This window comes from Asprobacillus argus (assembly GCF_032248395.1).
Classification (GTDB): Bacteria; Bacteroidota; Bacteroidia; order Flavobacteriales; family Flavobacteriaceae; genus Polaribacter; species Polaribacter argus.
This window is the reverse complement of record NZ_JAVTTO010000003.1, coordinates 306,357-330,805: the sequence shown is the minus strand read 5'-3', so window position 1 is coordinate 330,805 and position 24,449 is coordinate 306,357. Positions and strand designations below refer to the sequence as shown.

The window sequence follows — 24,449 nt, the reverse complement described above, 5'->3', positions numbered from 1 at the left end:
CATGTAGTAACTTTGCATCAATAAATGAAGCAAGTTTATCTCAAAATACAAGCTATCTTTTTGGCATTAATGATATTAGTAGTGTCTAACTCTTATGCAATTACGTCACATTTTTGTGGTTCAACATTGGTAGACGTCTCTTATTTTGGAAAGTCGAGTGCTTGCGGAATGATGCCTGCTGAAGATGACTGTGAAGATGAACAAACTATAAAAAAGGATTGCTGCAAAGATGTTGTAGAAATTATAGAACCAGAGGTTTTAGATAAAACGATAACATTTAAATTCAACACAAAGGAATTCGCTGCGGTAGTTTATTTTGCGGTTTCTTATATTAATTCTTTCGAGGAACGGATAATCATTAACAAGATTCTTTCCGAACCTCCGCCTCCGGATGTCGATGACGATATTCAGGTATTGCACCAAACTTTTCTGATCTGATTTTAATTTTAACGTAAAACATTCATCTTTTTTAGATGGAAAAAGTCATGTTATAAATTAAAATTAAATTCAACAATGAAAAAAATAATAATCAGCATACTATTGCTGATTTCAATACAATCATTCTCACAGCAAACATTTAAGGGGATGATTATGGATAGGAGTAACCCTAAAGATAATTTAGGTGTTTTCGGTGTAAACGTCTATTGGTTAAATACCACAGTAGGAAGTACAACCAATGAAAAAGGGTGGTTTGAAATTCCGTATAAACCTACGTATAAAAAGTTGGTGATAAGTTATGTGGGCTATAAAACGGACACGTTAACTATAGCGAGTTTAAAACCGATACATCATTTTTTGACCCCTGAAAATGAACTAGATGAGATTAAGATCTCAAGCAAGAAGAAAGCAACGCAAAAATCTTTTATTCAGACGGCAAATGTATTTACTGTTAATAGTGATGAACTTCTCAAAGCTGCCTGTTGTAATCTTGCGGAGAGTTTTGAAACAAACCCGTCAATTGATGTTAACTTTTCTGACGCACTAACAGGAACAAGACAGATTCAAATGTTGGGACTTAAGAGTCCTTATCTTTTAATCTCGCAGGAGAATATTCCCTCTATACGCGGTGCGGCTCAAGTGTATGGTTTAACATTTACACCAGGTACTTGGGTAGAGAGTATTCAGATTACTAAAGGAGCAGGAAGTGTTATTAATGGATACGAAAGTATTTCTGGACAAATAAATGCAGAACTAGTAAAACCATTTACGGATAAGAAATTTTTCTTGAATGCCTATGGTTCTTTAGGAGGTAGATTAGAATTGAATACACATTTTAACCAAAGAGTATCTAAAAAATGGCAGACAGGTGTGTATATACATGGTAATTATAGAGGTGAAAAGTTTGACAATAATAGTGATGGGTTTCTTGATTTTCCGTTAATGCAACAAATTAATGTGATGAACCGTTGGCAATATACGGATCCTGAAAAAGGATGGGTAAGTTTTATCAATTTCAGATATATGGATGATGAAAAGCAAACAGGAGAATTAGATTTTAATCCAGAAACTGATAAGGGAACTACAAACTTTTGGGGAAGTGAGATTCATACTAAAAGGTTTGACTTTTCATCAAAACTAGGATATGTTTTTCCTGAATTACCCTTCCAGAGTTTTGGGTTTCAGTTTGCCTATAGCAATCACGAACAGGATTCATATTTTGGGTTGAATGTATATGATATTAAACATCAAAGTATATATTCCAACTTGCTTTTTAATTCCATTATTGGAGATACCCGAAGTAAATTTTCTACGGGAATTAGTTTTACTCATGATTCCTATGAAGAGTTGGTAAATCTAAATATGTATCGTAGAAATGAGAATTCCGTTGGTGCCTTTTTCGAATATGCATATGATAATTCAGATGATTTTAGTTTGACCGCGGGAATCAGAGTAGACAGTCATAATTTACTAGGTACTTTTGTTACACCAAGGTTACATGTTCGTTATGTGCCATGGGAAAGAGGAGTATTTAGAGCTTCTATCGGTCAAGGACGAAGAAGCGCTAATATCTTTGCGGAAAATCAACAATTATTTGGCAGCTCTAGGCAAATAAACATTCAATCTTCTAATGGGAAAATCTATGGATTAGATCCCGAAGTAGCTTGGAATTATGGAGTTTCATATCTCCAAGGTTTTATGTTGTTCGATAAAAAAGGAGATATTACATTTGATTTTTACAGAACCAATTTCCAAAATCAAGTGGTGGTAGATTGGGAAAATCCTCAAGAAATTTCCTTCTATAACTTGAATGGAAAAAGCTATGCAAATAGTTTTCAAACTGAAGTAAATTACAAATTAGCAGAAAGTTTAAACATTCGTTTGGCCTATAAATATTATGATATTGCAACTGATTATCAGTCAGGGAAATTGATAAAACCATTAACGCCAAAAGATCGATTTTTTGCAAACATGTCTTATGAAACAGACAAAAAAGAAGAAGATAAGCAATGGAAATTTGATATAACGTACAATCATATTGGATCACAAAGATTACCAGATACATCAAGTAACCCGGTTCCATATCAACTTTCAGAGAACTCTGAAGGTTATAGTTTGTTAAATGCACAGGTTACCAAAGTGTTTTCGAAACAATTTGAAGTGTATATTGGAGGAGAGAATCTGACAAATTTTAGGCAAAAAAGCCCTATTTTAGCTAACGATGATCCTTTTGGAAATCATTTCGATACAACAATTGTTTATGGGCCGATTTTTGGGAGAATGTTTTACACAGGATTACGATTTAAATTAGATTAACGATGAAAAAAACAATTTTTATATTATCATTTTTAATGATCTGTCTCTCGGCAGAAGCACAGAAGAAAAGAAAGAATGCGAAAGTATCTATTGAAGTGGATGGTGTTTGCATGATGTGCAAGAAAAGAATAGAAAAAGCAGCATTAAATACCAAAGGTGTAAAGTTTGCTCTATGGAATGTGAAGACGCATATGCTTTCGTTGATTATTGATGAACGCAAAACAGATGTAAAGACGATTCAGAAGAATATTGCTGCTGTTGGACATGACACGAAGGGTATACGCGCCAAAGATCATGTATACAACAGTATTGATCCTTGCTGTAAGTATCGAGATAAGAAAGTAGTTGATAACCATAAAAACGAGAAGCAATGAAAAAATATATAGTTGCCATTGTATTGATAGTTTTTGTGGGGGTATCTATTTCTTGTAAGACAGAAAAGAAAGAAGAGAAACATGAGAAGGTGGAGTTAAGCCAAAAAGAGGTGTATCAATGCCCTATGGATTGTGAAAAAGGCAAAACCTATAAAGAGGAAGGTAAATGTCCAGTTTGTCACATGAACTTGCGAAAAGTTACTAAGAAGAAAGAGCATGATCATTCCGAAAAGGAACACAAACATTAATCATTATGAGAGCCTTAAGTTTAACTTAAGGCTTTCTTTTTTGTAAGGATTAATTGATAATTACGACGTTCAAATAGGATATTTGAAGACAATGAAAATTAGACTGGTATTATTCTTTATGCTTTTGAGCATTACCTACGCAACCTCACAAACTTGTTGCTCCGGAGGAGTGCCTTTGTCTAATAATATAGGGCTTCCTATTTTGGAAAAAGGGACCTGGCAAATCGGAATGTTTTACGATTACAATAATCTTAATACGTTGAACGACGGAAGGGAATCTCTAAATGATGATTCTAGGCTTCGTATCACACATTCTGTTCTGGTAAACCTAGGTTATAGCATCTCTGATAATCTTTCTGTAGAAGGTTTATTTACATGGGTAAATCAACGGAGAAATATAACACAATTTGGTAATTCAAATTTGGATCAAACATCTGGGATAGGTGATGCGATTGTTCTTGGAAGGTACAGAATTGTTAATAAATCCGACTATGAGATATCTGTGGGTGCGGGAGCTAAGCTGCCGATTGGATCTACGACGAATAAGAATGATGCAGGAATCACGTTGAATGCTGATTTGCAGCCAGGAAGTAATGCGTTAGACATTATTTATATCACCTCTTTTTCTAAGCGATTTAGCTTTAGGCAATCTATGAATTTCTCTACTCGATTAACGTATAGATCTACTGGAACTAACAATGAGTATTTAGGTTCCAGTAAGTATAAGTTTGGAAATGAATTTCAAGCTTTTTTAAGTGTATCAGATCAATTTCTTTTGTTCAAACAGATTGTTGTGCCAAGCATATCGTTTAAGTTTAGAGATGTTAAAAGAGATATGATCGATGGAAATGAAATTACGAGTACAGGCGGGAATTGGGTCTTTTTGATTCCAGATTTTTCAATAAACCTAACTCCTCAGATACTCTTTACAACGAGGTTAGAAGTCCCTTTATATGCCAATGTGAGAGGAACACAACTAACACCTACATATCGAATAAGTACTGGGGTCTCGATTCAATTATCGAAGAAAAGAGGACTCCAAATAAACAACACAATATGAAAACAAGACTCACATATTATTTAATGGCATTGCTTACCATTTATGCTTGCTCCTCTGGAGGAAGTGATGATGGAACAGCCGGTGGAGGCAATTCAGGCGGAGGCAATTCCGGTGGAGGGAATAACACAAATTTTTGGTCAATACCTGTGAATAAAGTAATAGATGGTGGTCCGGGAAGAGATGGTATTCCTTCTATTGATGCTCCTATTTTTTTCGAAGCAAATAACCCAGTAGTAAATACATATATGCTGCCCAATGATTTGGTTATAGGGATAATAAAAGGAGGTGAAGCACGAGCATATCCGCATAGAATATTGGACTGGCATGAAGTAGTAAATGATGAAATTGGAGGGGAGAAATTCACTTTGAATTATTGTCCTTTAACAGGATCTGCTTTTTCGTGGGAATCAAAAGTAGGAGGTATAGAGACCACCTTTGGTGTTTCTGGACTGTTATACAATACTAATTTAATATTATACGATCGTTTGACAGAAAGTAATTGGTCTCAATTGACGTTAGAGTGTGTCAACGGTGAGTCTATTGGAGAGGTGCCAAGAAATCAAGAAATTTTAGAAACAAATTGGGATACCTGGAAAACAATGTATCCCAATACCAAGGTATTGGCGAATGAACAAAATTTAAATAGAAATTATAATAGTTACCCTTACGGACCATACAGAACAGATCAGGATTTTTTCCTATTTCCACTCGACCCGTTGAATCCTGCTCTGCCAAATAAGCAACGTGTGCATGCGGTTTTAATTAGTAACCTATCTAAAGCATATACCTTCGATAAGTTTGTAGGGGGAAAAGCAGTGAAAGATGGTTTTGGAGGGAAAAATGTTTTGGTGGTAGGAAATGAACATATTATTAATTCATTTGAGTTAAATACTTCACAAAATAATTTAACATTTACATACAATTTTAATGGATCGGGCTCATTCTTTACTGATAACGAAGGTAATAAATGGTTAATTACCGGAGAGGCAATAGAAGGCCCTAGAGCTGGCCAAAAGCTAAAAGTAACAAAATCGTTTAACAGTTATTGGTTTGCTTTGGCGTTGTTTTACCCCAATCCTATTATTTATAACTAGAACCTAATTTTTAAGCTCAATGGTCTTTTTTATAGAGATCAATTTACCTGACTCAGAAACTCCTTCGATATATATGTTGAAGGCATCTTGTAAATGAGTTGGAACAGTAATACTAGTTTTCGAACTTTCTTTTATAACAACGTTGGGTTTCCAGAAAATTGCTCCATAATTTTTATAAGTGTCATCGAAAAAAGTTGGGTATTTGGGACTATAGTATTTCTTTTCTACTGCAAAACCAATTGGTAGCTTTACTTTGGTATATTCTGCACGTCTAACATCGTACTCTAACGGAGATAATGTAAAGATATGTACCTGTTCTGAACTTCTATTGTCATGATTTCTTCCGTAGAATATCTCCTTAACAGTGTTTAGATAGATGTTTTCGACTATCCATAAATTTTGTGATACCTCTTCTCCATTTAGAAAAACTCTAACACCTGTCTTAAATAGATTTTCCTCTTCTTGTTCCGCAGGGGCAAAGTTTTCGTCTCCGCTGGATTGGGCCCCTAGACCTCTCGAACCTAAGTTAGAAATGCCTCTTGCGCCTATTACAACATTGCCATTTACTGTCGTGTATATGTTATATCCTCTAAGTCTTAAAAAGTCAAAAACAGTTTCTCCTGAAGAGATGATAAGGTTCTCCATTTTGATTCCTAACAACATTGTATTTAATCCATACGCATCATTTTCATATTCTCTTTTTTTGGCAGCCTTAACCACGACTTCATCTAATACCTCAATATCCTTAGACAAATCTTTAAAGTTTGAAATCTCTAATTCACTTTTCTCAAGAAAAGTAGTGCTAGGTGCAAAGGAATCGGATAAAGAACTATTCGAATAAGACATTACAGGTGTAATTTTGAATAGCCCCGTTTTTGATTTTAAAGCAAAATTGATAATAGAATTTTTCTTGATGAACGAATTTTTTAAAATGTAGGAACTCTCAAGGTTCTTGATTTCTCTTACGAGCTTATTCTCAGGAGAATACATCAATACAGTTTGTTTTTTATTTAATCGTTTATTAACGTTTGTTGTAATATCTATACCGTATTCGAAAGGGTTATATAGTTTAGGAGGTGCATTAAAAATGTGATCCCAACTATACTTACTCCATCCTTGAGTTAACAATAATAGATCTAGGTCTACACGTCTTTTTCTGTCATTTTTAAGAAAGTAATATTGGAAATTTTCGATATCACCTTTAATATATGGTTTTAATAAGATAGCAGTCCTAATGGAGTGTTTCGGGTTATAAGCCTTTGTTTCGTGAGGTAAAAAAGAAGCACTTAAAAAGACACTTTCACTAGATTTATTTTCAAAACTGATGTTAATAGAATCTTTACCATAAAAGGTTTTGTCAATTGAGACGTTGCTGTATAGCGTATCATCATTAATAAAAATAAGACGCTCCACAAGAGGGATGCTTTGTTCATTAAATACAGTAATGATGTTCATGCCCTTCGGTAATTGCTCTTTTCTTAATAAGAGCGAATAATTGGTCATGCTGCTGTTAATGGGGAGTGCGTATTTCAGGTAAGTTCTTGTATTATGTACTACTACAGTATATTTTTTTCCTGCTATCCTTTTTAAAGTATTTTCATTGGTGCCGATATTGATTTTCAATTGTTTTGATTCATTGTTCTCTACTTGTAAAGAGATTCCTTGAGAAGATATTTTGGGTGTTTTTGCGAATACAATAGAACCATTTTCAAGTGTGGCTTCGAATGTATATGTACTATTTTCACTAAAAAAAAGTTTAACTTTTCCAAAACCAAGATGATTGGTTATAAACGTTTTAAGAATATTTCCCTGTTCATCTTTAATTACACCTTTTTGAATTTTTTGACCCTTGTTATTCGCGTTTTTGATCAAGATCCCTACATTATTTATTGTGTTCGCAACTAAATGCCCGCCTTCTGGAAAAAGTTTGAATTCGAAATAGTCCTTTTCAGACTTTGTGCTTTCTGTTATTTTCTTTTTAGGAGACGAGACGATTTTGATTTTTTGAGAAAAAGACTGGTCTTCCTTAAAATTTTTCATCCATTTAGTAGAGGCTTTTAAATAATAGTGATCCTTGGTAAAAGTTGAATCTATATTGATGCTACCATACCCCAATCCTTTTTTAACATGAACAAGTTGTTGATCTTTTAGATTGCCAGAAGCATCGAATATGGATATATATAAATTGGAAGTAGTAGGATGTGGTCTTTGCGAGTTTTGTTCTATTACATATGCGCTGAACCATATTTCTTCACCACTTAAAAATGACGTCTTATTTAGATGTAGATATGGCGTTTCTCGTGTGTCCTGAAAATAGTTGACATAGCTGGAGTCAATTTTTGCTAAGTTCTTTTGAGCCAGAGAAGTCAATGAAATAAGGACGCATGCAAAAGTTAGGGCGGTTAGTTTTAGTTTCATAGTTTTAGTTTTTTCTTGATTTTAAGATACAAAAACTATTCCAAAATAAAAACCTCGGAAATTTCCGAGGTTTTTATACATATACTATACAAGAAATTACATCATTCCTGGCATTCCTCCACCCATTGGAGGCATAGCCGCTGCAGGCGCATCTTCTTTAATGTCTACTAATGCACATTCCGTAGTTAAAATCATACCCGCAACAGAAGCTGCATTCTCAAGCGCAACTCTTGTTACTTTCTTAGGGTCGATAATTCCCGCCTCCAACATGTCTACATATTGATCAGATTTTGCATCGTATCCAAAGTCTTTTTTCCCTTCTAGAACTTTGTTTATTACCACGGATCCTTCTCCACCAGCATTCTCAACAATAGTTCTTAAAGGAGATTCAATAGCTTTGTTCACAATTTGAACTCCTGTGGTTTCGTCTAAATTATCTGTTGTTATTTTCTCTAACATTTTTTTAGCTCTAACTAAGGCAACTCCACCACCAGCAACGATTCCTTCCTCTACAGCAGCTCTGGTTGCATGTAATGCATCGTCTACTCTATCTTTCTTTTCTTTCATTTCTACTTCAGAGGCAGCACCTACATATAATACAGCAACACCGCCAGCTAATTTTGCTAAACGCTCTTGTAATTTTTCTCTATCATAGTCAGAAGTAGTCGTTTCTATCTGTGCTTTGATTTGGTTTACTCTTGCCTTAATAGCATCAGCATTTCCTGATCCATTTACAATGGTAGTGTTATCCTTATCTATGGTTACTGTTTCGGCAGTTCCTAAAAGATCTAAAGTTGCATTTTCTAAGGTAAACCCTCTTTCTTCTGAGATCACTGTTCCTCCAGTTAAGATGGCAATATCTTCTAACATGGCTTTTCTTCTATCTCCAAAACCTGGAGCTTTTACAGCGGCAATCTTTAATCCGCCACGTAATTTGTTTACCACCAATGTAGCTAGTGCCTGACCATCTACATCTTCTGCAATAATCAATAGGGGTCTGCTAGATTGTGCAACGGGTTCTAATATTGGAAGAATCTCTTGTAAATTAGAGATTTTTTTATCAAATAATAAAATATATGGATTCTCTAGATCTGCAACCATTTTGTCAGCATCCGTTACGAAGTATGGAGATAAATACCCTCTGTCGAATTGCATTCCTTCAACAACATCCACATAGGTGTCCATTCCTTTTGCTTCTTCTACGGTGATAACACCTTCTTTACCTACCTTACCAAAAGCAGTTGCGATTAGGTCTCCAATCGTATTGTCATTGTTAGAGGATATAGCAGCTACTTGTTGAATCTTTTCAGAAGAGTTACCTACTTCTTTAGATTGTTTGTTTAAGTCGGCTACAATTGCCGAAACAGCTTTGTCAATTCCTCTTTTAAGATCCATTGGATTTGCGCCAGCGGCTACATTCTTTAATCCTTCTTTTACAATAGCTTGTGCTAATACGGTAGCTGTTGTAGTTCCATCTCCTGCAAGATCATTGGTTTTAGAAGCTACTTCTTTTACCATTTGTGCTCCCATGTTCTCAAGCTCATCTTCTAGCTCTACCTCTTTAGCAACAGAAACACCATCTTTGGTTACATTCGGTGCTCCGAAAGACTTGGAAATGATCACATTTCTTCCTTTAGGCCCTAGTGTTACTTTTACAGCGTTTGCCAATGCGTCTACACCACGTTTTAATCCATCGCGTGCTTCAATATCAAATTTTATATCTTTTGCCATTTTGTTAGTTTTTTATTCGTTTAAAAATTAAACAATTGCCATGATGTCGCTTTCACGCATCATTAAATAATCTTTTCCTTCAAATTTTAATTCGGTACCACCATATTTCCCGTACAACACTGTATCTCCAACTTTCACGGTTAAAGGCTCGTCTTTTTTTCCAGTGCCAATAGCTACAACAGTTCCGCGTTGCGGTTTTTCTTTAGCATTGTCTGGAATAATGATTCCTGAAGCTGTTGTAGTTTCGGCTGGTGCAGGTTCTACAAGAACTCTATCTGCAAGAGGTTTAATGTGTATTCCCATTGTATATAAATTTTGAGTATTTATTTTAAATTTTCTTGTAAAAAGTAGTCAGAAACTATGCCATTGCGCGAAAACTGACATTTTTTCAAAGTACTGTTTTATTCTTTGAAAGGAGTTGTAAAAAAAATGCCAACGTGTCATTTACGTTGGCATTCAAATATTGTTCGTTCTCTAATTACTTAGGTAATGAGTCATTCGTAGCTGGAGGCGTTGTTGGAGTTGTTGTATTCTCTATTCCGTCTATTTTGCTATCAATGTTTGTTGTATTACTATTGACTCTTGGAATAGCGAAGTTTGCCAATAAAATTAATGCAAACATAGCAATAGCCAATGTCCAAGTTGTTCTGTCTAGGAAATTATTTGTGCTCTGAACACCACCTAAAGATTGTGCTCCTCCACCTCCAAAAGAAGAAGATAATCCTCCACCTTTTGGGTTCTGTACCATAACAATTAATATTAAAGCAATCGCAACGATAATGATTAATATTAAAAATGCCGTATAACTCATGATCTATATTTTTGTAAATTTTTTACTCTTTTAATTTGGTCTGCAAAGAAACCACTTTTTTCTGGATATTTCAAACTTAAAATCTTATAAGCTTTAATGGCACTATCATATTTTTTTTGCTCTAAATAGACTCTAGCTAATGTTTCTGTCATTAAAGAAGAATCAGAGCTATTTTTTGGTATTGATATGTCGATTTCCTCTCCTTTTTTCGCAGGTGAAATTTTTGGATTGCTTTTAATAAACCGATCTATAATAGATTCTTTATCAACTACAGTTTCTTTAGTATTCGAAACGCCTCTGACAATAGGTTTTTTAACGGAAAGCTGAAGCCATTGATTGAATGAATGCGTCTCTGTTTTAGCAAAGGTCAAAGGTTTTCCAAGTTCTAGTTCCTTTTCAATAGGAACCTCCTTAGGTTGCTCTGACAATAATTTTTGCTGAATAGCATTATGAATGTTGTTTTGAGGATCAAAAGCTTTAGAGGTAATAAAATCAAAAAGCAATGTTCTGTCATTAGTATAGGCAGCAGTTACTTTGAGCTCGCTGTTATACTTATAGCTATCCTGATCTTTTAAACCTTTCAAATAGATAGCGCGAGCAGATTGAAAATAAGGGTACGATTCTACAATAGATTTTACTCCTTGTAGCTGATCTACTTCAAGTGTTTCAGGATTTTTTAGAATTGATATGTATTCTTGAGGTGTTATTACCATTTCCCAACAGAGGAATTAAATATATCTTGAGTAAGTCTGTCTATAATTTCTTCGAGAGCAGCATCTAGTACACTTCCCGTCAATTGTGCATCCGCAGCAAAATCTGAGTAAAAAGAAAACTGCTTTTCAAAGTCATCATCAGGTTTTAATCTGTTAAAAAAACGAACATTTATTGAAATGGTCAACCTATTTTGAGCAGCCGTTTGTTGAGAGGTTGCACTCATAGGATTGACACGATATCCTGTGATCTCTCCTTCAAAACGCATATCTCCACCACTTGGGACTAAGCTCAAGCTCGTCTGACGAATAAAAAGATCTTGTAACTCTTGTGTAAATAAAGGGCTTAGTTGCGGTTCTACAAGTGCTGCTTGATTTGGGAAATAATCTACTTGAATTGTTTTAGCATCGCCAACGTTACCTCCAGTAAAAGAATATGCTCCACAACCAACCAAACCTAAAGTTGAGATAATAAGTAGTGCTATTAAAAGTTGTTTTTTCATATTAAAGTCAAAATGTTTTGTTGCTTCCAATGATTCTCTATGCAGCAATGAAATCGAAAGATAGAAAATTGCATCGAAATATACAGGTTATAGATCGTACTGTTTGATTTTTCTGTACAAAGTTCGTTCCGAAATCCCTAATTCCTTTGCAGCCAATTTTCTTTTGTTATTGTTTTTTTCTAAAGATTTTTTAATCATTTCGATCTCTTTATCCTGTAAAGAAAGACTTTCTTGCTCTTCTATAGTCTCGACAAAATCATAATTGCTCTGTGTATTTGGTACACTTGGTATTTGAAGAACCTCTACCGGAGCACTTTCTTTTGTTTGCTCCTCATATATTTTCTCTAATAACTGATGATTTTCCTCTTGCACCTTTTCAATATTCCCATTCTGCATGATATCCAACGTAAGCTTCTTGAGATCGTTGATGTCATTTCGCATGTCGAATAGTATCTTATACATGATATCTCGTTCGGTAGCAAAATCATTACTTGCACCAGTTCCACCTATGACGGCTGGTAAATTTCCTTGGTGGTTCGGTAGGTATTGACTCAGTTTTTCGGCAGAAATCATTCTGTTCTCTTCCACAACGGAGATTTGTTCTGCTATATTTCGGAGTTGTCGGATGTTCCCTGGAAAACGATAGTTTAATAAAAGATTCGCAGCATTTTCTTCTAATCGAATCGTAGGCATTCTATATTTTTGAGCAAAATCTGCCGCAAATTTCCTGAATAAAAGGTGAATGTCATCTTTACGATCTCTCAATGCAGGTAAATGAATCTCAATAGTGCTAAGTCTATAATATAAGTCTTCTCTGAACTTTTCTTTAGCAATTGCCTCTTGCATATTTACATTGGTCGCTGCAACGATACGTACATCTGTCTTCTGAACTTTAGAAGATCCTACCTTTATAAACTCACCATTTTCTAGAACACGCAATAAACGAACCTGAGTTGTCAGTGGAAGTTCTCCTACCTCATCCAAAAAAATAGTTCCGCCATCAGCTACTTCAAAATATCCTTTTCTGTCTTGTGTGGCTCCCGTAAAGGAGCCTTTCTCATGACCAAACAGTTCACTATCAATCGTTCCTTCTGGGATAGCTCCACAGTTTACTGCAATATATTTTGCATGTTTTCTGTGTGATAATTGGTGAATGATCTTAGGGATACTTTCCTTACCAACTCCACTTTCTCCTGCAACTAATACAGAAATGTCTGTAGGTGCCACGCGAATTGATTTTTCAATAGCACGATTTAAGAGTAGATCGTTACCAATGATCCCGAAACGTTGTTTTATTGCCTGTAAATTTTCCATAGTCTAGTTATTATCTGAATAATCTACCGCAGTTCCAATTAATGTTGCTGAGGTGCAGTCTTCAACTTTTACATTTACAAAGTCACCCAATTTATAATGTTCCTTAGGAAATACAATTACTGTATTTTGGGTGTTTCTTCCTTTCCATTTATTCGGATCTTTTTTAGAGGTACCTTCAATTAAAACTTCTTCTGTCTTCCCTAAATGCTGTTGTGTTCTGTATAAGCTGTGTTTTAATTGTAAATCAATGAGTTCTTGCAAGCGTCTTTTTTTAGTGGCATGCGGAACATTATCTTCCATTTTTTTAGCAGCCAATGTTCCTGGTCTTTCTGAATAAGCGAACATAAAGCCAAAGTCATATTTTACATGTTCCATCAACGCTAAAGTATCTTGATGATCTTCCTCCGTTTCTCCGCAAAATCCAGCAATCATATCTTGAGATAATGCCATTTCAGGGATAATTCGAAAGATATTATCTACCAGTTCCATATACTCTTCTCGTGTATGTTGTCTGTTCATGGCTTTCAGCATTGTATTACTTCCGCTTTGAACAGGTAAATGTATATACTTACAAATATTTTTATGTTTCGCCATAGTATGAATAACATCTAAGCTCATGTCCTGAGGATTCGATGTAGAAAAGCGAAAGCGCATTTTGGGAAATTCAATGGCGCACAGATCTAACAATTGAGCGAAATCGACAGCTGTCGCTTGTGCCATTTCTGAAGCTTTTTTGAAGTCTTTTTTCAAACCTCCTCCATACCACAAGTAGCTATCAACATTCTGTCCTAACAATGTGATCTCTTTGAAATTTTTTTCTTGCATTTCGCGAACCTCTTCGATAATACTTTTAGGATCTCTACTACGCTCTCTTCCTCGGGTAAAAGGGACAACACAAAAAGTACACATATTATCACACCCTCTAGTAATAGATACAAATGCTGACACTCCATTATTATTTAAGCGTACTGGAGATACATCACCATAGGTTTCATCTTTAGATAAGATTACATTTACGGCATCTCTACCAGCATCTACCTCCTCTATAAGGTTAGGTAAGTCTCTATATGCATCTGGTCCAACAACCAGATCTACAATTTTTTCCTCTTCAAGAAATTTCTCTTTCAGGCGTTCAGCCATGCAGCCAAGAACCCCTACTTTCATAGTTGGATTGATCTTTTTTACAGCGTTGTATTTTCTCAATCTATTTCGAACCGTAGTTTCTGCTTTCTCTCGAATTGAACATGTATTAACTAATACCAGGTCTGCATCTTCAAGGTTTTGCGTAGTATTAAATCCTTCTTTTGCTAAAATGGAAGCTACAATTTCACTGTCATTCATATTCATTTGACATCCATAGCTTTCTATAAAGAGTTTTTTAGTGTTCTCTTTTTTATTATCAGTAACAAGGGCTTGGCCTTGTATCTTCTCGTCTATAATTTTTTCGATCTGTTCCATACTCAAAAAATGATGTACAAAGATACAACCAAAAATCAAAAATTATGACAAATTGGCAGAAAATTAGGGTGTAATGTTTTGTTAAAATAGAATCTAAAATCAACATTAAAAAAGTTAATAAAAAAAAACTAACTACTTTTGCAATCCTTAAACATCATGTATGATATGGTGTATATAGAGATAATTGAAACGATATATGGCAAAGAATTTAGTGATTGTTGAGTCACCTGCGAAAGCAAAAACAATAGAGAAATTTCTTGGGAAAGATTTTCAAGTTGAGTCAAGTTTTGGGCATATTGCAGACTTGCCCTCTAAAGAGTTAGGGGTAAGTGTAGATGGGGATTTTAAACCTAAATATATAGTATCTACCGATAAAAAAGCGGTGGTTAAGAAGTTAAAAGATCTAGCAAAAAAGGCAGAAATGGTTTGGCTAGCAAGTGATGAGGATCGTGAAGGAGAGGCAATTGCATGGCACTTAGCGGAACAGTTAAAGCTTACTGCAGAAAACACAAAACGTATTGTTTTTCACGAGATCACAAAGAAAGCAATCCTAAAGGCGGTTGAAAATCCTAGAGATATCAATTACAACTTGGTTAATGCACAGCAAGCTCGTAGAGTTTTGGATAGATTGGTGGGATATGAATTATCGCCTGTGTTATGGAGAAAAGTGAAAGGAGGTTTATCCGCAGGAAGAGTTCAGTCTGTAGCAGTCCGCCTTATTGTGGAAAGAGAACGAGCAATAGAAAATTTTAATACGGAAGCATCTTATAGAGTGGACGCGGAGTTCACCAATGCAAATGGTAAAAAATTCAAAGCTAAGTTAGCAAGCAATTTTAAGGATAAAGAAACTGCAGAGTTGTTTTTAAAATCTTGTATCAACGCAGAACATAAAATTGCTGAGCTTCAAAAAAAGCCAGCCAAAAAGACACCCGCAGCACCATTTACCACGTCTACCTTACAGCAAGAAGCCTCCAGAAAATTAGGTTTTCCAGTAGCTAAAACTATGTTGATGGCACAGCGCTTGTATGAAGCAGGATTGATCACATATATGAGAACTGACAGCGTAAACTTGTCAGAGGATGCTAAAAATTCGGCACAAGATGCGATTACTTCTGCCTATGGTTCTGAATATAGTAAGCCTAGAAATTTTTCTACAAAATCTAAAGGAGCTCAAGAAGCACACGAGGCGATAAGACCGACCAATTTAGAGAGAAACGCTGTTTCTGTAGATTATGATCAGGATAGGTTATATGCATTAATATGGAAAAGAACAATAGCATCTCAAATGAGCGATGCACAGTTGGAAAGAACTGTTGTTAAGATAGAGAATAACAAGAACGAGAAGTTGTTCACTGCGAATGGAGAGGTAATTACTTTTGAAGGTTTCTTAAAAGTATATTTAGAAGGAACAGACAATGAGGAGGATGAGCAAGCGGGAATGTTACCTGCTATGCATGAAGGAGAATCTGTGCACAATAGTTTTATAACTGCAACACAAAGGTTTTCGAAACCACCCTATAGGTTTACGGAAGCTTCTCTGGTTAAAAGATTGGAAGAGCTTGGAATTGGTAGACCATCTACGTATGCACCTACGATATCCACCATTCAGCGAAGAGAATATATTGAAAAAGGAACCATTGAAGGTAAAGAAAGACATTATGAGCAGCTTACATTGGCTAATAATGAGTTGAGTTCAAACATGCTTACTGAAAGAGTTGGTTCGGATAAAGGAAAGTTAGTGCCAACCGATATTGGAAACATTGTAAATGATTTCTTGGTAGCGAATTTTTCTAATATTCTAGATTTTGGTTTTACCGCTAAAGTAGAGAGTGAGTTTGATGAAATTGCAGATGGGAAAGAAGATTGGACAGCCATGATAAAAGAGTTTTATCAAGATTTTCATCCAACGGTAGAAGATGTAGCGGCCAATGCTGAAAGAGCAAAAGGAGAACGATTATTAGGAATCGACCCGGAGAGTGGAAAGAACGTATACGTTCGTTTAGGAAGATATGGTGCGATGGTACAAATAGGGGAAGCTTCGGATGAAGAAAAGCCTAAGTTTGCCAGTTTGCAAGGAGAACAAACAATGAATAGTATCACGTTTGAAGAAGCTTTAGATCTTTTTCAGCTACCTAAAACAGTAGGAGAATATGAATCTTTAGAGGTGATTGTTGCCAATGGTAGATTTGGTCCTTATATAAAGTTTGATGGTAAATTTATTTCTCTAGATAAAGGAGAGAATCCGATGTCGGTAGATATGAATAGAGCTATCGAGCTAATAGAAGCAAAACGAAAAGCAGATGCTCCTATAGGAAACTATCAGGGAATGGGTATTCAGAAAGGTGTAGGTAGATTCGGTCCATTTATAAAGTGGAATGGAATGTTCATTAATGTGAACAAGAAATATGATTTTGACAATTTAAGCCAAGCGGACCTAGAGCAATTAATTGAAGATAAATTGCAGAAAGAAAGAGAAAAACTGATTCACAATTGGGAAGATGTTGGTATTAGAGTGGAAAAAGCCCGTTGGGGAAGATTTCATGTCCTAAAGGGAAAGATCAAGATAGAATTACCTAAGACTACAGATATCGAAAAGCTTTCTAAGGAGGAAGCCGTTAAAATGATTGAAGCAAAAACACCAAAAAAGAAAACTACAAAGAAAAAAGTAGCTAAAAAGAAATAATATTTAAGTACTTTGCGACTATAAATTCTTCCTGAATGAATTTTGATTTTCTAACTCCTGTTGACGATGCTACGATAGCGCATTCTGTGTTGTTGAATTCTCAAACTATAGGAAGTACTATAATTGCCCACTCGGCCAATAATTTGGAACCCGAACTAGACGATGTTCGCATTGCGATTTTTGGAGTAGAAGAAGATAGAAATGCAGAAGACAATTTGGGGAGCGGAAAGGATTTACACTTTATTCGAAAACATTTGTATCAACTTTTTTTAGGGAATTGGTCAACGACTATAGCGGATCTTGGAAACATTAAAAAAGGAAATGCTACATCCGATACCCATTTTGCAGTAAAAGAAGTTACCACATCACTTTTAAAGAAGAATATCATTCCGATTATCATTGGTGGAGGCCAGGATCTGACTTTTGCTAATTATAGAGCATATGATGATCTGGAGCAAACAGTGAATTTAGTGGCCGTGGATAGTATGTTCGATTTGGGAGCTTTAGATGATGCGCTTTCTTCTAAAAGTTATTTGAGCAAGATTATTATGCAGGAACCAAATAACTTATTCAATTACAGTAATATAGGATATCAGACTTATTTTAATTCTCAAGAAGAGATAGCGCTTCTAAAGAGCCTTCATTTTGATCTATATAGGTTGGGAGAAGCGAAGAATTTAGAAGTGGTTGAACCCGTTTTTAGAGATGCTGATATCGTAAGTATTGATATTGGAAGTGTCAGGCAAAGTGAGGCACCCGCCAATAATAATGTGTCACCAAATGGTTTTTATGGAGAGGAAGTTTGTGCTATTTCTAGATATGCCGGTATAAGCGATAAAGTTTCATCGTTCGGTATTTACGAGTACAACTCTAGACATGACAGAAATCACCAAACTGCTCATTTGATAGCTCAGATGATCTGGTATTTTATTGAAGGCGTAAATGTGAGAGCGAAAGATTATCCTTATTGCACTAAAGATAATTATCAGAAATTCACAGTTCTATTAGAAAATGACGAGCCTATAAACTTTTATAAAAGTGACAAAACAGGAAGATGGTGGATGGAGATTAATTTGATAAAAGATAATAAATACAAAAGACATGCGTTAATACCATGTACATACCAAGATTACTTGGAAACGATGAATGAAAAAATACCAGAAAGGTGGTTCTCAGCGATGAGAAAAATGATTTAATTTAAAGATAGAAAAAACTTTGTCTAAAAATACTCCTAGATTGATTGTATTTTAGCAAAAAAAATGATAGGTTTACGAACTTTTTTTTGGAAGATTTAATAATAATATGAAGAAAGCAGCATTATATACTTTATTACTAATACTTATTTACAGTTGTGGATCTAATGATAGAGGAGAACTGGTAGGTATTAAAACAAAAGGACAATGGTTTACAGAAAAACCATACGGAATGACCCTGATTCCTGGAGGTTCTTTTACAATGGGTAAGCAAGATGAGGATATTATAGGAACGATGGATGCCCCGGCACGAACCGTTACTGTTAAATCTTATTACATGGACGAAACTGAAATCACAAATTCAGAATATAAGCAATTTGTGTTTTGGGTTAGAGACTCTATTGTAAGAACAAAATTAGCACTACAATCTGAATTTGTATCAGCGGGTGATTCTTTGCCTTCTGGCGGAATTCATGATTTTGCTTTTAAAGTGATTGACACTACAGGAGCAAATGCATATGATAAATATATGTTTGAGAACTATTACGAAGTAGGATACGATTCTGTTCGCCCATTAAGTTGGGAGAACGATATCATTTGGGAGCCTTCTGAATATCCTGATGTAGACTATGTAGAGGTAATGGATTCTTTATATATCAAAAAAGAAGAATCTTCTAACGGTATCAGAATTTTCAATAAGAAACATTTGAATTACAGATATTTCTGGTTTGATGGTACAGCGGCTGCAAAGCATGGAGGAGATAGAAAAGACTTCTTAAAAGCAGAATTGTTAAATGTATATCCAGATACAACGGTATGGGTTAGAGACTTTAATTACTCATACAACGATCCAATGCACCAGGACTATTTTTATCACCAAGCATATGGAGATTATCCTGTGGTAGGTGTAAATTGGTACCAAGCAAAAGCTTTCTGTAACTGGAGAACAAAATATAAAAACGATAGAATTAGAGGTAGAAAGAGAACATTACCAGTACCTTCTTTCAGACTTCCTACCGAAGCAGAGTGGGAATATGCAGCCAGAGGCGGTCTTGAATTCGCTAAATACCCTTGGGGAGGTCCGAGTACTACTAGCGATAGAGGATGTTTCTTGGCAAACTTTAAACCAGTTAGAGGTAATTATGCGGTAGACGGTGCATTATATACAGTAGAAGCAAAATCATACAACGCTAATGACTACGGCTTGTATAATATGGCAGGAAACGTATCAGAATGGACAAATACTGCTTACAATCCTTCTTCATACTACTTAGGATCTACAATGAATCCAAATGTAGAAGACACTAAAAACAAGAGAAAAATCATTCGAGGTGGTTCATGGAAAGACGTAGCTTATTTCCTTGAGGTTGGCTCAAGAGACTTCGAATATGCAGATACAGCCAGAAGTTATATTGGCTTTAGAACTGTACAAAGCTACTTAGGTAAAAACAAATAATAATTATAAACTCCTGAATTAAAACTTAATTATGGCACAATCAAAATCAACAAAGAAATTATTTAATATGGCATACGGAATCGGTGCCGCAATTGTAATCCTTGGAGCATTATTTAAAATCCAACATATGTCTATTGGTCCTTTAACAGGGGGATTAATGTTAACAATTGGTATGGCTGTAGAAGCAGTCGTTTTCTTTATTTCGGCATTTGAACCAGTAGATGAGGATTTAGACTGGACAAAAGTATATCCTGAATTAGGAGGGTTAGATGGCGATTCTGAACCGACTGATGCACAAGGGCTATTAGCTCAAAAATTAGATAATTTATTACAAGAAGCAAATATTGATGCTGGTTTAATGGAAAGTTTAGGTACAAGCATGAAAAACTTCCAGGGAGCAGCGGAAGGATTATCAGCAGCATCTGAGTCTATTTCTTCTACAAATAAATACAATGAGCAAATGTCGTTGGCAGCTGTTCAAATGGAATCGTTAAACGGTTTGTATCAGGTACAAATGGAAAATGCGAACAAGCAAGCTGAGGTTAACAATACTATGATTGAGAACTCAGAAAGATTAAAAGAACAAATGGAATCTTTAGCAACAAACTTATCTTCGTTAAATGGAGTATATGGTGGTATGTTATCTGCAATGTCAAGCAAATAATTAGTTAAATAAATTAATAACGTAAAAAACTAATTATTATGGCAGGAGGAAAACTATCCCCAAGGCAGAAGATGATCAACCTGATGTATCTGATCTTTATTGCGATGCTTGCAATGCAGATGGATAAAAAGGTATTATCGTCTTTTGGCTTTATGAAAGAAAAAATTGAAGATGCAAATAGATCGAATAATGTAAATATCGACCATATCTTATCATCTTTAAATACAAAAGCTTCAGATCAACCAGAAAAGTTTGCGGATCTAAATACAAAGGCACAACAAATACATACGTTGTCAGATGGATTATTTCAGTATATGGAAGCGTTAAAGGATTCACTTCTATTAGATACTGCTGAAGAAGATAAGAAGAACTATGAGTCCATGAGTAATGGCGACAGATTAGATGAAATGTTCTTTAAAGGAGATAAATTCACTCCAGAAGGAGAACGATTTGTAAAGGAAATCAATGATTATAGAACACAAGTTCTAGCGATTTTAGGTTCGGGTGCTTCTCAAGATTTAATTACAAATATTAATAAACGATTTAATACAGACCCAGAATCTGCTAGAGAAGAAGGTTCACCAGATATCCCTTGGTTAAAGAGTAGGTATGAAGGAATGCCGATGATCACCTCTTTGGCAAATATGACGCAAATCCAAGGAGATGTGAAAAATACAGAAGCCGAGATCTATACGAGCTTATTGGGAGGTCAACTTGAAAGCGAAGTTTCTTTGACCAATTATGAAGGTATTGTACGTTTAGATAAGACCGCTTATTTTGCTGGAGAACGTGTTACAGGGCAAGTGGTGTTAGGTAGATATGATGCTACACTGGTTCCAACGAAAGTTACATTAGGGAATAGGGATATTACAAATAATGTTCAAAATGGGCAGGTAATGTTAGATATGCCGGCTGGAAACATTGGTGAAAGAACTATAAAAGGAACCATTACGTTCATGCAAGATAACAAGGAAGTTCCAGTTGATTTTACCAGTAAATATTCTGTAATTGCTCAACCTGACGAAGCGGTTATTTCTGCGGATAAAATGAATGTAGTATATCGTGGCCTAGATAACCCGATTTCTATCTCATTACCAGGTGTTGGAGATAAAGACATCACAGCAAATGCAACTGGATTGAGAAAGACAGGAGTTGGTAAATATATCATGAGACCGAGTAATACTCAAAATGAAGTAGAAATAGTTGTTAATGGTAAAATAAGTCCTACAAAGACAGTTACGTCTAGAAAGAAGTTTAGAATTAAAGATATTCCTGCGGCAATGGGAACTGTTCGTGGGGATTTCGGAGTGGTAAGAATGCCAAAATCAAGTTTAGGAAACACGCCCATTGGTGCTGGTTTACCAGATTTCGTATTCGACCTACAGTTAGATGTTCAAGGATTTACGGTAAAAGTACCGGGTCAGTTAGCAGTAAAAGTGACTGGAACAAAATTAAATGCAAGAGCTAAGGCTGCTTTGGCAAAGGCAAGAAGAGGTGATGTAATCACTATTTTTGATATCAAAGCAACAATTAGAGGTAATTCGAGTTATCAATTAAAGAGAGTATTACCTGTAAGTATAGAAATTACGAATTAGAAGTATAAAGTTTAGTAGTATGAAGAAGCATATATATATCGCAATTGTAGCCTTACTAACCACTGGTTATGTAAGCGCACAGGCTAATTTATTAAATGCAAAGTCGGTGGATGAAATTGGGAAAAAATCCAAAGAAAGAAAAGCGGCGGATAATGATGCACCTTTAGCATATGGATATATCGATGATAGAGATATCTTATGGTCTAAGGTAGTATGGGAATATGTGGATTTGAATCAAAAAATCAATTTACCATATTACTTCCCAATTGATACTGCTAATATTTCTACGGATAGACGTTCTTTATTTGATACTTTATTAAAAGGAATTAAGAGCGGAAAGATCAAAGATGTATATTCTGATTCTTTCTTTACCTCTAAAGTTACTGAAAAAGATATCAAGGAGAAGTTGGTAAATACCAGACAAAACGGAGATTATGTAGATACATTTAATATCCAAACGAGAGATATTGAAGCATATATGATCAAAGGAATGTGGTATTTTGATAAAAGAGGTGGAGAATTAAAGTATCGTTTACTAGGGCTAGCTCCAATGGGTAAAGATGTATTAACCTTAGGTGTTCAAGAAATTGACGACGATGAGTTATACGAGTTGTTCTGGATCTTTTACCCAACGGCAAGAGAGGTATTACACGATGCTAAGGTATTTAATCCTAAGAATGCTTCAAATCCGATCTCATACGATCACTTATTGAACGCTAGACGATTTAACTCTGTAATTGTTAGAGAAGAAAATATTTATGGAAATAGAAAGATCTCAGATTATATCAGAGGGAATTCGTTATTCCAGTTATTGGAAGCTCAGAAAATAAAAGACAATATTAGAAATAAAGAAATGGATATGTGGAATTACTAATCCATCTAATTTCTAAAAATGATAAAAAAAAGCGTTTGCATTTGCAAGCGCTTTTTTATTGGAATCTAGTATTTTTGACATATGAATCGAACGAAAGTGGATTATATTATTGTAGGATTGGGACTCGCGGGAATTGCCTTTGCCGAGCAATTATCTAAGAATGGCAAAACATTCATAGTCTACGAAGATGATTCACAAACCTCTTCACTAGTTGCTGGTGGAGTCTACAATCCAGTCATTTTAAAGCGATTCACTCCAGTATGGAATGCAGAAGCGCAACTTCAATTGGCACTGCCTTTCTATAAGTCTTTAGAAGAGAAGTTACATGTTCAGATCGATAGAAAGTTTAAAACCAAGAAAGCCTTTAAGTCTATTGAAGATCAAAACAATTGGTTTGCAGCTTCGGATAAACCAGGGCTATCTCAATATATGAACGCAAAAATATCAAAAGGGACAATACCTGGTATTGTGGGTAGTTTTGGCTTTGGAGAAGTGCTCGAAACTGGAAGAATTGATACGCATACATTGGTTACAGCATATAGAAAATATTTAGAAGAAGCAGATCAAATTAGGTATCAACGGTTCCAGTATGATAAAATAAGCAATACAGATGATGGAGTTGAGTATGGAGATGCAATAGCGTATCATATTGTTTTTACTGAAGGCTATGGAATTGTGCACAACCCATATTTTAATTATTTACCGTTAAACGAGGCAAAAGGCGAACTCATTACCATTCATGCACCAGAACTTAAGATTGATTTCTTATTAAAATCTACATTATTTGTGTTGCCTTTAGGTGATGATCATTATAAGGTGGGGGCAACATTTAATTGGAAAGATAAGACAGGTGTCCCATCTGAAGAAGGTAAAATAGAACTTATTGAGAAACTCAAGAATGTGATTACCGTACCCTACACAATAATAGATCAAACTGCTGGTATTCGTCCAACGGTGAAGGATCGAAGGCCTATGATAGGAATACATCCAAAGAATGCAAGGATAGCCGTGCTTAATGGCCTAGGAACAAGAGGAGTAATGATTGCGCCAACTGTGGCTGCCAATTTATATGCTCATATAGAGCATAAGCAACCTTTAGATTTGGAAATCGATATCAAAAGATTTGAATAGGGTTATTTTTCTTCTTGATAGGAAACAAACATATTGATCCAAAGAATTCTGGATAATCGTAAGTTCAAAGGAGCCAATACTATTAGTGCAATCAAAATAGCAGCAAAACTTTGCAGCAACGTCACATCAAAAACCAATTTTGCAATCAAAAAAGTAATAATAGAAAGTCCAACTGTAATACCATAGTTTACGTACATCGCTCCGTAAAAGAACGAGGGTTCTATCATATACTTTAGGTCGCAATGAGGACAGTTTTTATGAATTTTCGTAATCTTATTTGGAATGAACGTGAATCCATGCAGAAAGAAGCTTCCCTCGTGACATTTTGGACATTTGTTATTTGCAATACTATAGATTTTTGTCCCTTTTTTAAACATG

General features: G+C 35.3%; 22 protein-coding genes. 13 read left to right on the top strand and 9 right to left on the bottom strand.

Features of this window, described 5'->3' with window-relative positions:
- Window positions 1-24: 24 nt before the first annotated feature.
- The 6 genes from RQM59_RS08910 to RQM59_RS08885 all read left to right on the top strand — a co-directional run bounded on the left by RQM59_RS08910 (window position 25) and on the right by RQM59_RS08885 (window position 5,530).
- Window positions 25-438 (top strand): HYC_CC_PP family protein, encoded by a 414-nt coding sequence (locus tag RQM59_RS08910; protein WP_349241757.1) that lies wholly within the window; start codon window positions 25-27, stop codon window positions 436-438.
- Between the two features lie 75 nt (window positions 439-513).
- Entirely contained in the window at window positions 514-2,754 is a 2,241-nt protein-coding gene (locus tag RQM59_RS08905) for a TonB-dependent receptor (RefSeq protein ID WP_349241756.1), read from the top strand.
- A gap of 2 nt (window positions 2,755-2,756) precedes the next feature.
- Window positions 2,757-3,128, top strand: a complete 372-nt coding sequence (locus RQM59_RS08900; protein ID WP_349241755.1) for a heavy-metal-associated domain-containing protein — start codon at window positions 2,757-2,759, stop codon at window positions 3,126-3,128.
- A complete protein-coding gene (locus RQM59_RS08895; protein ID WP_349241754.1) occupies window positions 3,125-3,376 on the top strand; it encodes a heavy metal-binding domain-containing protein in 252 nt (83 codons plus the stop codon). Before RQM59_RS08900 ends, RQM59_RS08895 begins: the two co-directional genes overlap by 4 nt.
- Window positions 3,377-3,467: 91 nt before the next feature.
- Window positions 3,468-4,436 carry a TonB-dependent receptor gene (locus RQM59_RS08890; RefSeq protein WP_349241753.1) on the top strand — a complete coding sequence of 323 codons (969 nt, stop codon included), beginning with the start codon at window positions 3,468-3,470 and terminating at the stop codon, window positions 4,434-4,436.
- Window positions 4,433-5,530 carry a DUF3179 domain-containing protein gene (locus tag RQM59_RS08885; RefSeq protein ID WP_349241752.1) on the top strand — a complete coding sequence of 366 codons (1,098 nt, stop codon included), beginning with the start codon at window positions 4,433-4,435 and terminating at the stop codon, window positions 5,528-5,530. Before RQM59_RS08890 ends, RQM59_RS08885 begins: the two co-directional genes overlap by 4 nt.
- Before the next feature lie 3 nt (window positions 5,531-5,533).
- Here RQM59_RS08885 and RQM59_RS08880 read toward each other — a convergent pair whose 3' ends face one another.
- From RQM59_RS08880 to miaB, 8 genes are all read right to left on the bottom strand, one after another.
- Entirely contained in the window at window positions 5,534-7,948 is a 2,415-nt protein-coding gene (locus RQM59_RS08880; RefSeq protein WP_349241751.1) for a hypothetical protein, read from the bottom strand.
- A gap of 96 nt (window positions 7,949-8,044) precedes the next feature.
- On the bottom strand, window positions 8,045-9,679 hold the full coding sequence (gene groL / locus RQM59_RS08875) for a chaperonin GroEL (RefSeq protein WP_349241750.1): 1,635 nt from the start codon (window positions 9,677-9,679) through the stop codon (window positions 8,045-8,047).
- A gap of 27 nt (window positions 9,680-9,706) precedes the next feature.
- Window positions 9,707-9,982 carry a co-chaperone GroES gene (locus tag RQM59_RS08870; RefSeq protein ID WP_349241749.1) on the bottom strand — a complete coding sequence of 92 codons (276 nt, stop codon included), beginning with the start codon at window positions 9,980-9,982 and terminating at the stop codon, window positions 9,707-9,709.
- A 175-nt stretch (window positions 9,983-10,157) separates the two neighbouring features.
- On the bottom strand, window positions 10,158-10,490 hold the full coding sequence (gene secG / locus RQM59_RS08865; protein WP_349241748.1) for a preprotein translocase subunit SecG: 333 nt from the start codon (window positions 10,488-10,490) through the stop codon (window positions 10,158-10,160).
- Window positions 10,487-11,203 (bottom strand): DUF8458 domain-containing protein, encoded by a 717-nt coding sequence (locus RQM59_RS08860; protein ID WP_349241747.1) that lies wholly within the window; start codon window positions 11,201-11,203, stop codon window positions 10,487-10,489. Before RQM59_RS08860 ends, secG begins: the two co-directional genes overlap by 4 nt.
- Window positions 11,197-11,703, bottom strand: a complete 507-nt coding sequence (locus RQM59_RS08855) for an LptE family protein (RefSeq protein ID WP_349241746.1) — start codon at window positions 11,701-11,703, stop codon at window positions 11,197-11,199. Before RQM59_RS08855 ends, RQM59_RS08860 begins: the two co-directional genes overlap by 7 nt.
- Before the next feature lie 87 nt (window positions 11,704-11,790).
- On the bottom strand, window positions 11,791-13,017 hold the full coding sequence (locus RQM59_RS08850) for a sigma-54 interaction domain-containing protein (protein ID WP_349241745.1): 1,227 nt from the start codon (window positions 13,015-13,017) through the stop codon (window positions 11,791-11,793).
- A 3-nt stretch (window positions 13,018-13,020) separates the two neighbouring features.
- Complete coding sequence (gene miaB / locus RQM59_RS08845; protein WP_349241744.1) at window positions 13,021-14,475, bottom strand: tRNA (N6-isopentenyl adenosine(37)-C2)-methylthiotransferase MiaB; 1,455 nt, start codon at window positions 14,473-14,475, stop codon at window positions 13,021-13,023.
- Window positions 14,476-14,671: 196 nt separating this feature from the next.
- On the opposite strand from miaB, the gene topA reads away from it, so the two are divergent.
- From topA to RQM59_RS08810, 7 genes are all read left to right on the top strand, one after another.
- Window positions 14,672-17,158 (top strand): type I DNA topoisomerase, encoded by a 2,487-nt coding sequence (gene topA, locus RQM59_RS08840; RefSeq protein WP_349241743.1) that lies wholly within the window; start codon window positions 14,672-14,674, stop codon window positions 17,156-17,158.
- Window positions 17,159-17,193: 35 nt separating this feature from the next.
- Window positions 17,194-18,354, top strand: coding sequence for a formimidoylglutamase (locus RQM59_RS08835; RefSeq protein WP_349241742.1), 1,161 nt, complete (start codon window positions 17,194-17,196; stop codon window positions 18,352-18,354).
- Between the two features lie 106 nt (window positions 18,355-18,460).
- Complete coding sequence (gene porK, locus RQM59_RS08830) at window positions 18,461-19,807, top strand: T9SS ring complex lipoprotein PorK/GldK (RefSeq protein ID WP_349241741.1); 1,347 nt, start codon at window positions 18,461-18,463, stop codon at window positions 19,805-19,807.
- A 31-nt stretch (window positions 19,808-19,838) separates the two neighbouring features.
- Entirely contained in the window at window positions 19,839-20,471 is a 633-nt protein-coding gene (porL, locus tag RQM59_RS08825; RefSeq protein ID WP_349241740.1) for a type IX secretion system motor protein PorL/GldL, read from the top strand.
- A gap of 38 nt (window positions 20,472-20,509) precedes the next feature.
- The gene (gene porM, locus RQM59_RS08820) at window positions 20,510-22,066 is read left to right on the top strand and encodes a type IX secretion system motor protein PorM/GldM (RefSeq protein WP_349241739.1); all 1,557 of its coding nucleotides are present in this window, start codon (window positions 20,510-20,512) and stop codon (window positions 22,064-22,066) included.
- A 19-nt stretch (window positions 22,067-22,085) separates the two neighbouring features.
- Window positions 22,086-22,940: a type IX secretion system ring subunit PorN/GldN gene (gene porN, locus RQM59_RS08815; RefSeq protein WP_349241738.1), complete on the top strand. Its 855-nt coding sequence runs from the start codon at window positions 22,086-22,088 to the stop codon at window positions 22,938-22,940.
- An 81-nt stretch (window positions 22,941-23,021) separates the two neighbouring features.
- Window positions 23,022-24,071, top strand: a complete 1,050-nt coding sequence (locus RQM59_RS08810; RefSeq protein ID WP_349241737.1) for an NAD(P)/FAD-dependent oxidoreductase — start codon at window positions 23,022-23,024, stop codon at window positions 24,069-24,071.
- A 2-nt stretch (window positions 24,072-24,073) separates the two neighbouring features.
- Here the strand turns inward: RQM59_RS08810 and RQM59_RS08805 are convergent, their stop codons facing one another.
- The gene (locus RQM59_RS08805) at window positions 24,074-24,448 is read right to left on the bottom strand and encodes a DUF983 domain-containing protein (RefSeq protein ID WP_349241736.1); all 375 of its coding nucleotides are present in this window, start codon (window positions 24,446-24,448) and stop codon (window positions 24,074-24,076) included.
- Window position 24,449: the final 1 nt, after the last annotated feature.

Coding starts and splice junctions, on each gene's coding strand:
- RQM59_RS08910 (WP_349241757.1), top strand. CDS start 25: ATGAAGCAAGTTTATCTCAAAATACAAGCTATCTTTTTGGCATTAATG.
- RQM59_RS08905 (WP_349241756.1), top strand. CDS start 514: ATGAAAAAAATAATAATCAGCATACTATTGCTGATTTCAATACAATCA.
- RQM59_RS08900 (WP_349241755.1), top strand. CDS start 2,757: ATGAAAAAAACAATTTTTATATTATCATTTTTAATGATCTGTCTCTCG.
- RQM59_RS08895 (WP_349241754.1), top strand. CDS start 3,125: ATGAAAAAATATATAGTTGCCATTGTATTGATAGTTTTTGTGGGGGTA.
- RQM59_RS08890 (WP_349241753.1), top strand. CDS start 3,468: ATGAAAATTAGACTGGTATTATTCTTTATGCTTTTGAGCATTACCTAC.
- RQM59_RS08885 (WP_349241752.1), top strand. CDS start 4,433: ATGAAAACAAGACTCACATATTATTTAATGGCATTGCTTACCATTTAT.
- RQM59_RS08880 (WP_349241751.1), bottom strand. CDS start 7,948: ATGAAACTAAAACTAACCGCCCTAACTTTTGCATGCGTCCTTATTTCA.
- groL (WP_349241750.1), bottom strand. CDS start 9,679: ATGGCAAAAGATATAAAATTTGATATTGAAGCACGCGATGGATTAAAA.
- RQM59_RS08870 (WP_349241749.1), bottom strand. CDS start 9,982: ATGGGAATACACATTAAACCTCTTGCAGATAGAGTTCTTGTAGAACCT.
- secG (WP_349241748.1), bottom strand. CDS start 10,490: ATGAGTTATACGGCATTTTTAATATTAATCATTATCGTTGCGATTGCT.
- RQM59_RS08860 (WP_349241747.1), bottom strand. CDS start 11,203: ATGGTAATAACACCTCAAGAATACATATCAATTCTAAAAAATCCTGAA.
- RQM59_RS08855 (WP_349241746.1), bottom strand. CDS start 11,703: ATGAAAAAACAACTTTTAATAGCACTACTTATTATCTCAACTTTAGGT.
- RQM59_RS08850 (WP_349241745.1), bottom strand. CDS start 13,017: ATGGAAAATTTACAGGCAATAAAACAACGTTTCGGGATCATTGGTAAC.
- miaB (WP_349241744.1), bottom strand. CDS start 14,475: ATGGAACAGATCGAAAAAATTATAGACGAGAAGATACAAGGCCAAGCC.
- topA (WP_349241743.1), top strand. CDS start 14,672: ATGGCAAAGAATTTAGTGATTGTTGAGTCACCTGCGAAAGCAAAAACA.
- RQM59_RS08835 (WP_349241742.1), top strand. CDS start 17,194: ATGAATTTTGATTTTCTAACTCCTGTTGACGATGCTACGATAGCGCAT.
- porK (WP_349241741.1), top strand. CDS start 18,461: ATGAAGAAAGCAGCATTATATACTTTATTACTAATACTTATTTACAGT.
- porL (WP_349241740.1), top strand. CDS start 19,839: ATGGCACAATCAAAATCAACAAAGAAATTATTTAATATGGCATACGGA.
- porM (WP_349241739.1), top strand. CDS start 20,510: ATGGCAGGAGGAAAACTATCCCCAAGGCAGAAGATGATCAACCTGATG.
- porN (WP_349241738.1), top strand. CDS start 22,086: ATGAAGAAGCATATATATATCGCAATTGTAGCCTTACTAACCACTGGT.
- RQM59_RS08810 (WP_349241737.1), top strand. CDS start 23,022: ATGAATCGAACGAAAGTGGATTATATTATTGTAGGATTGGGACTCGCG.
- RQM59_RS08805 (WP_349241736.1), bottom strand. CDS start 24,448: ATGTTTAAAAAAGGGACAAAAATCTATAGTATTGCAAATAACAAATGT.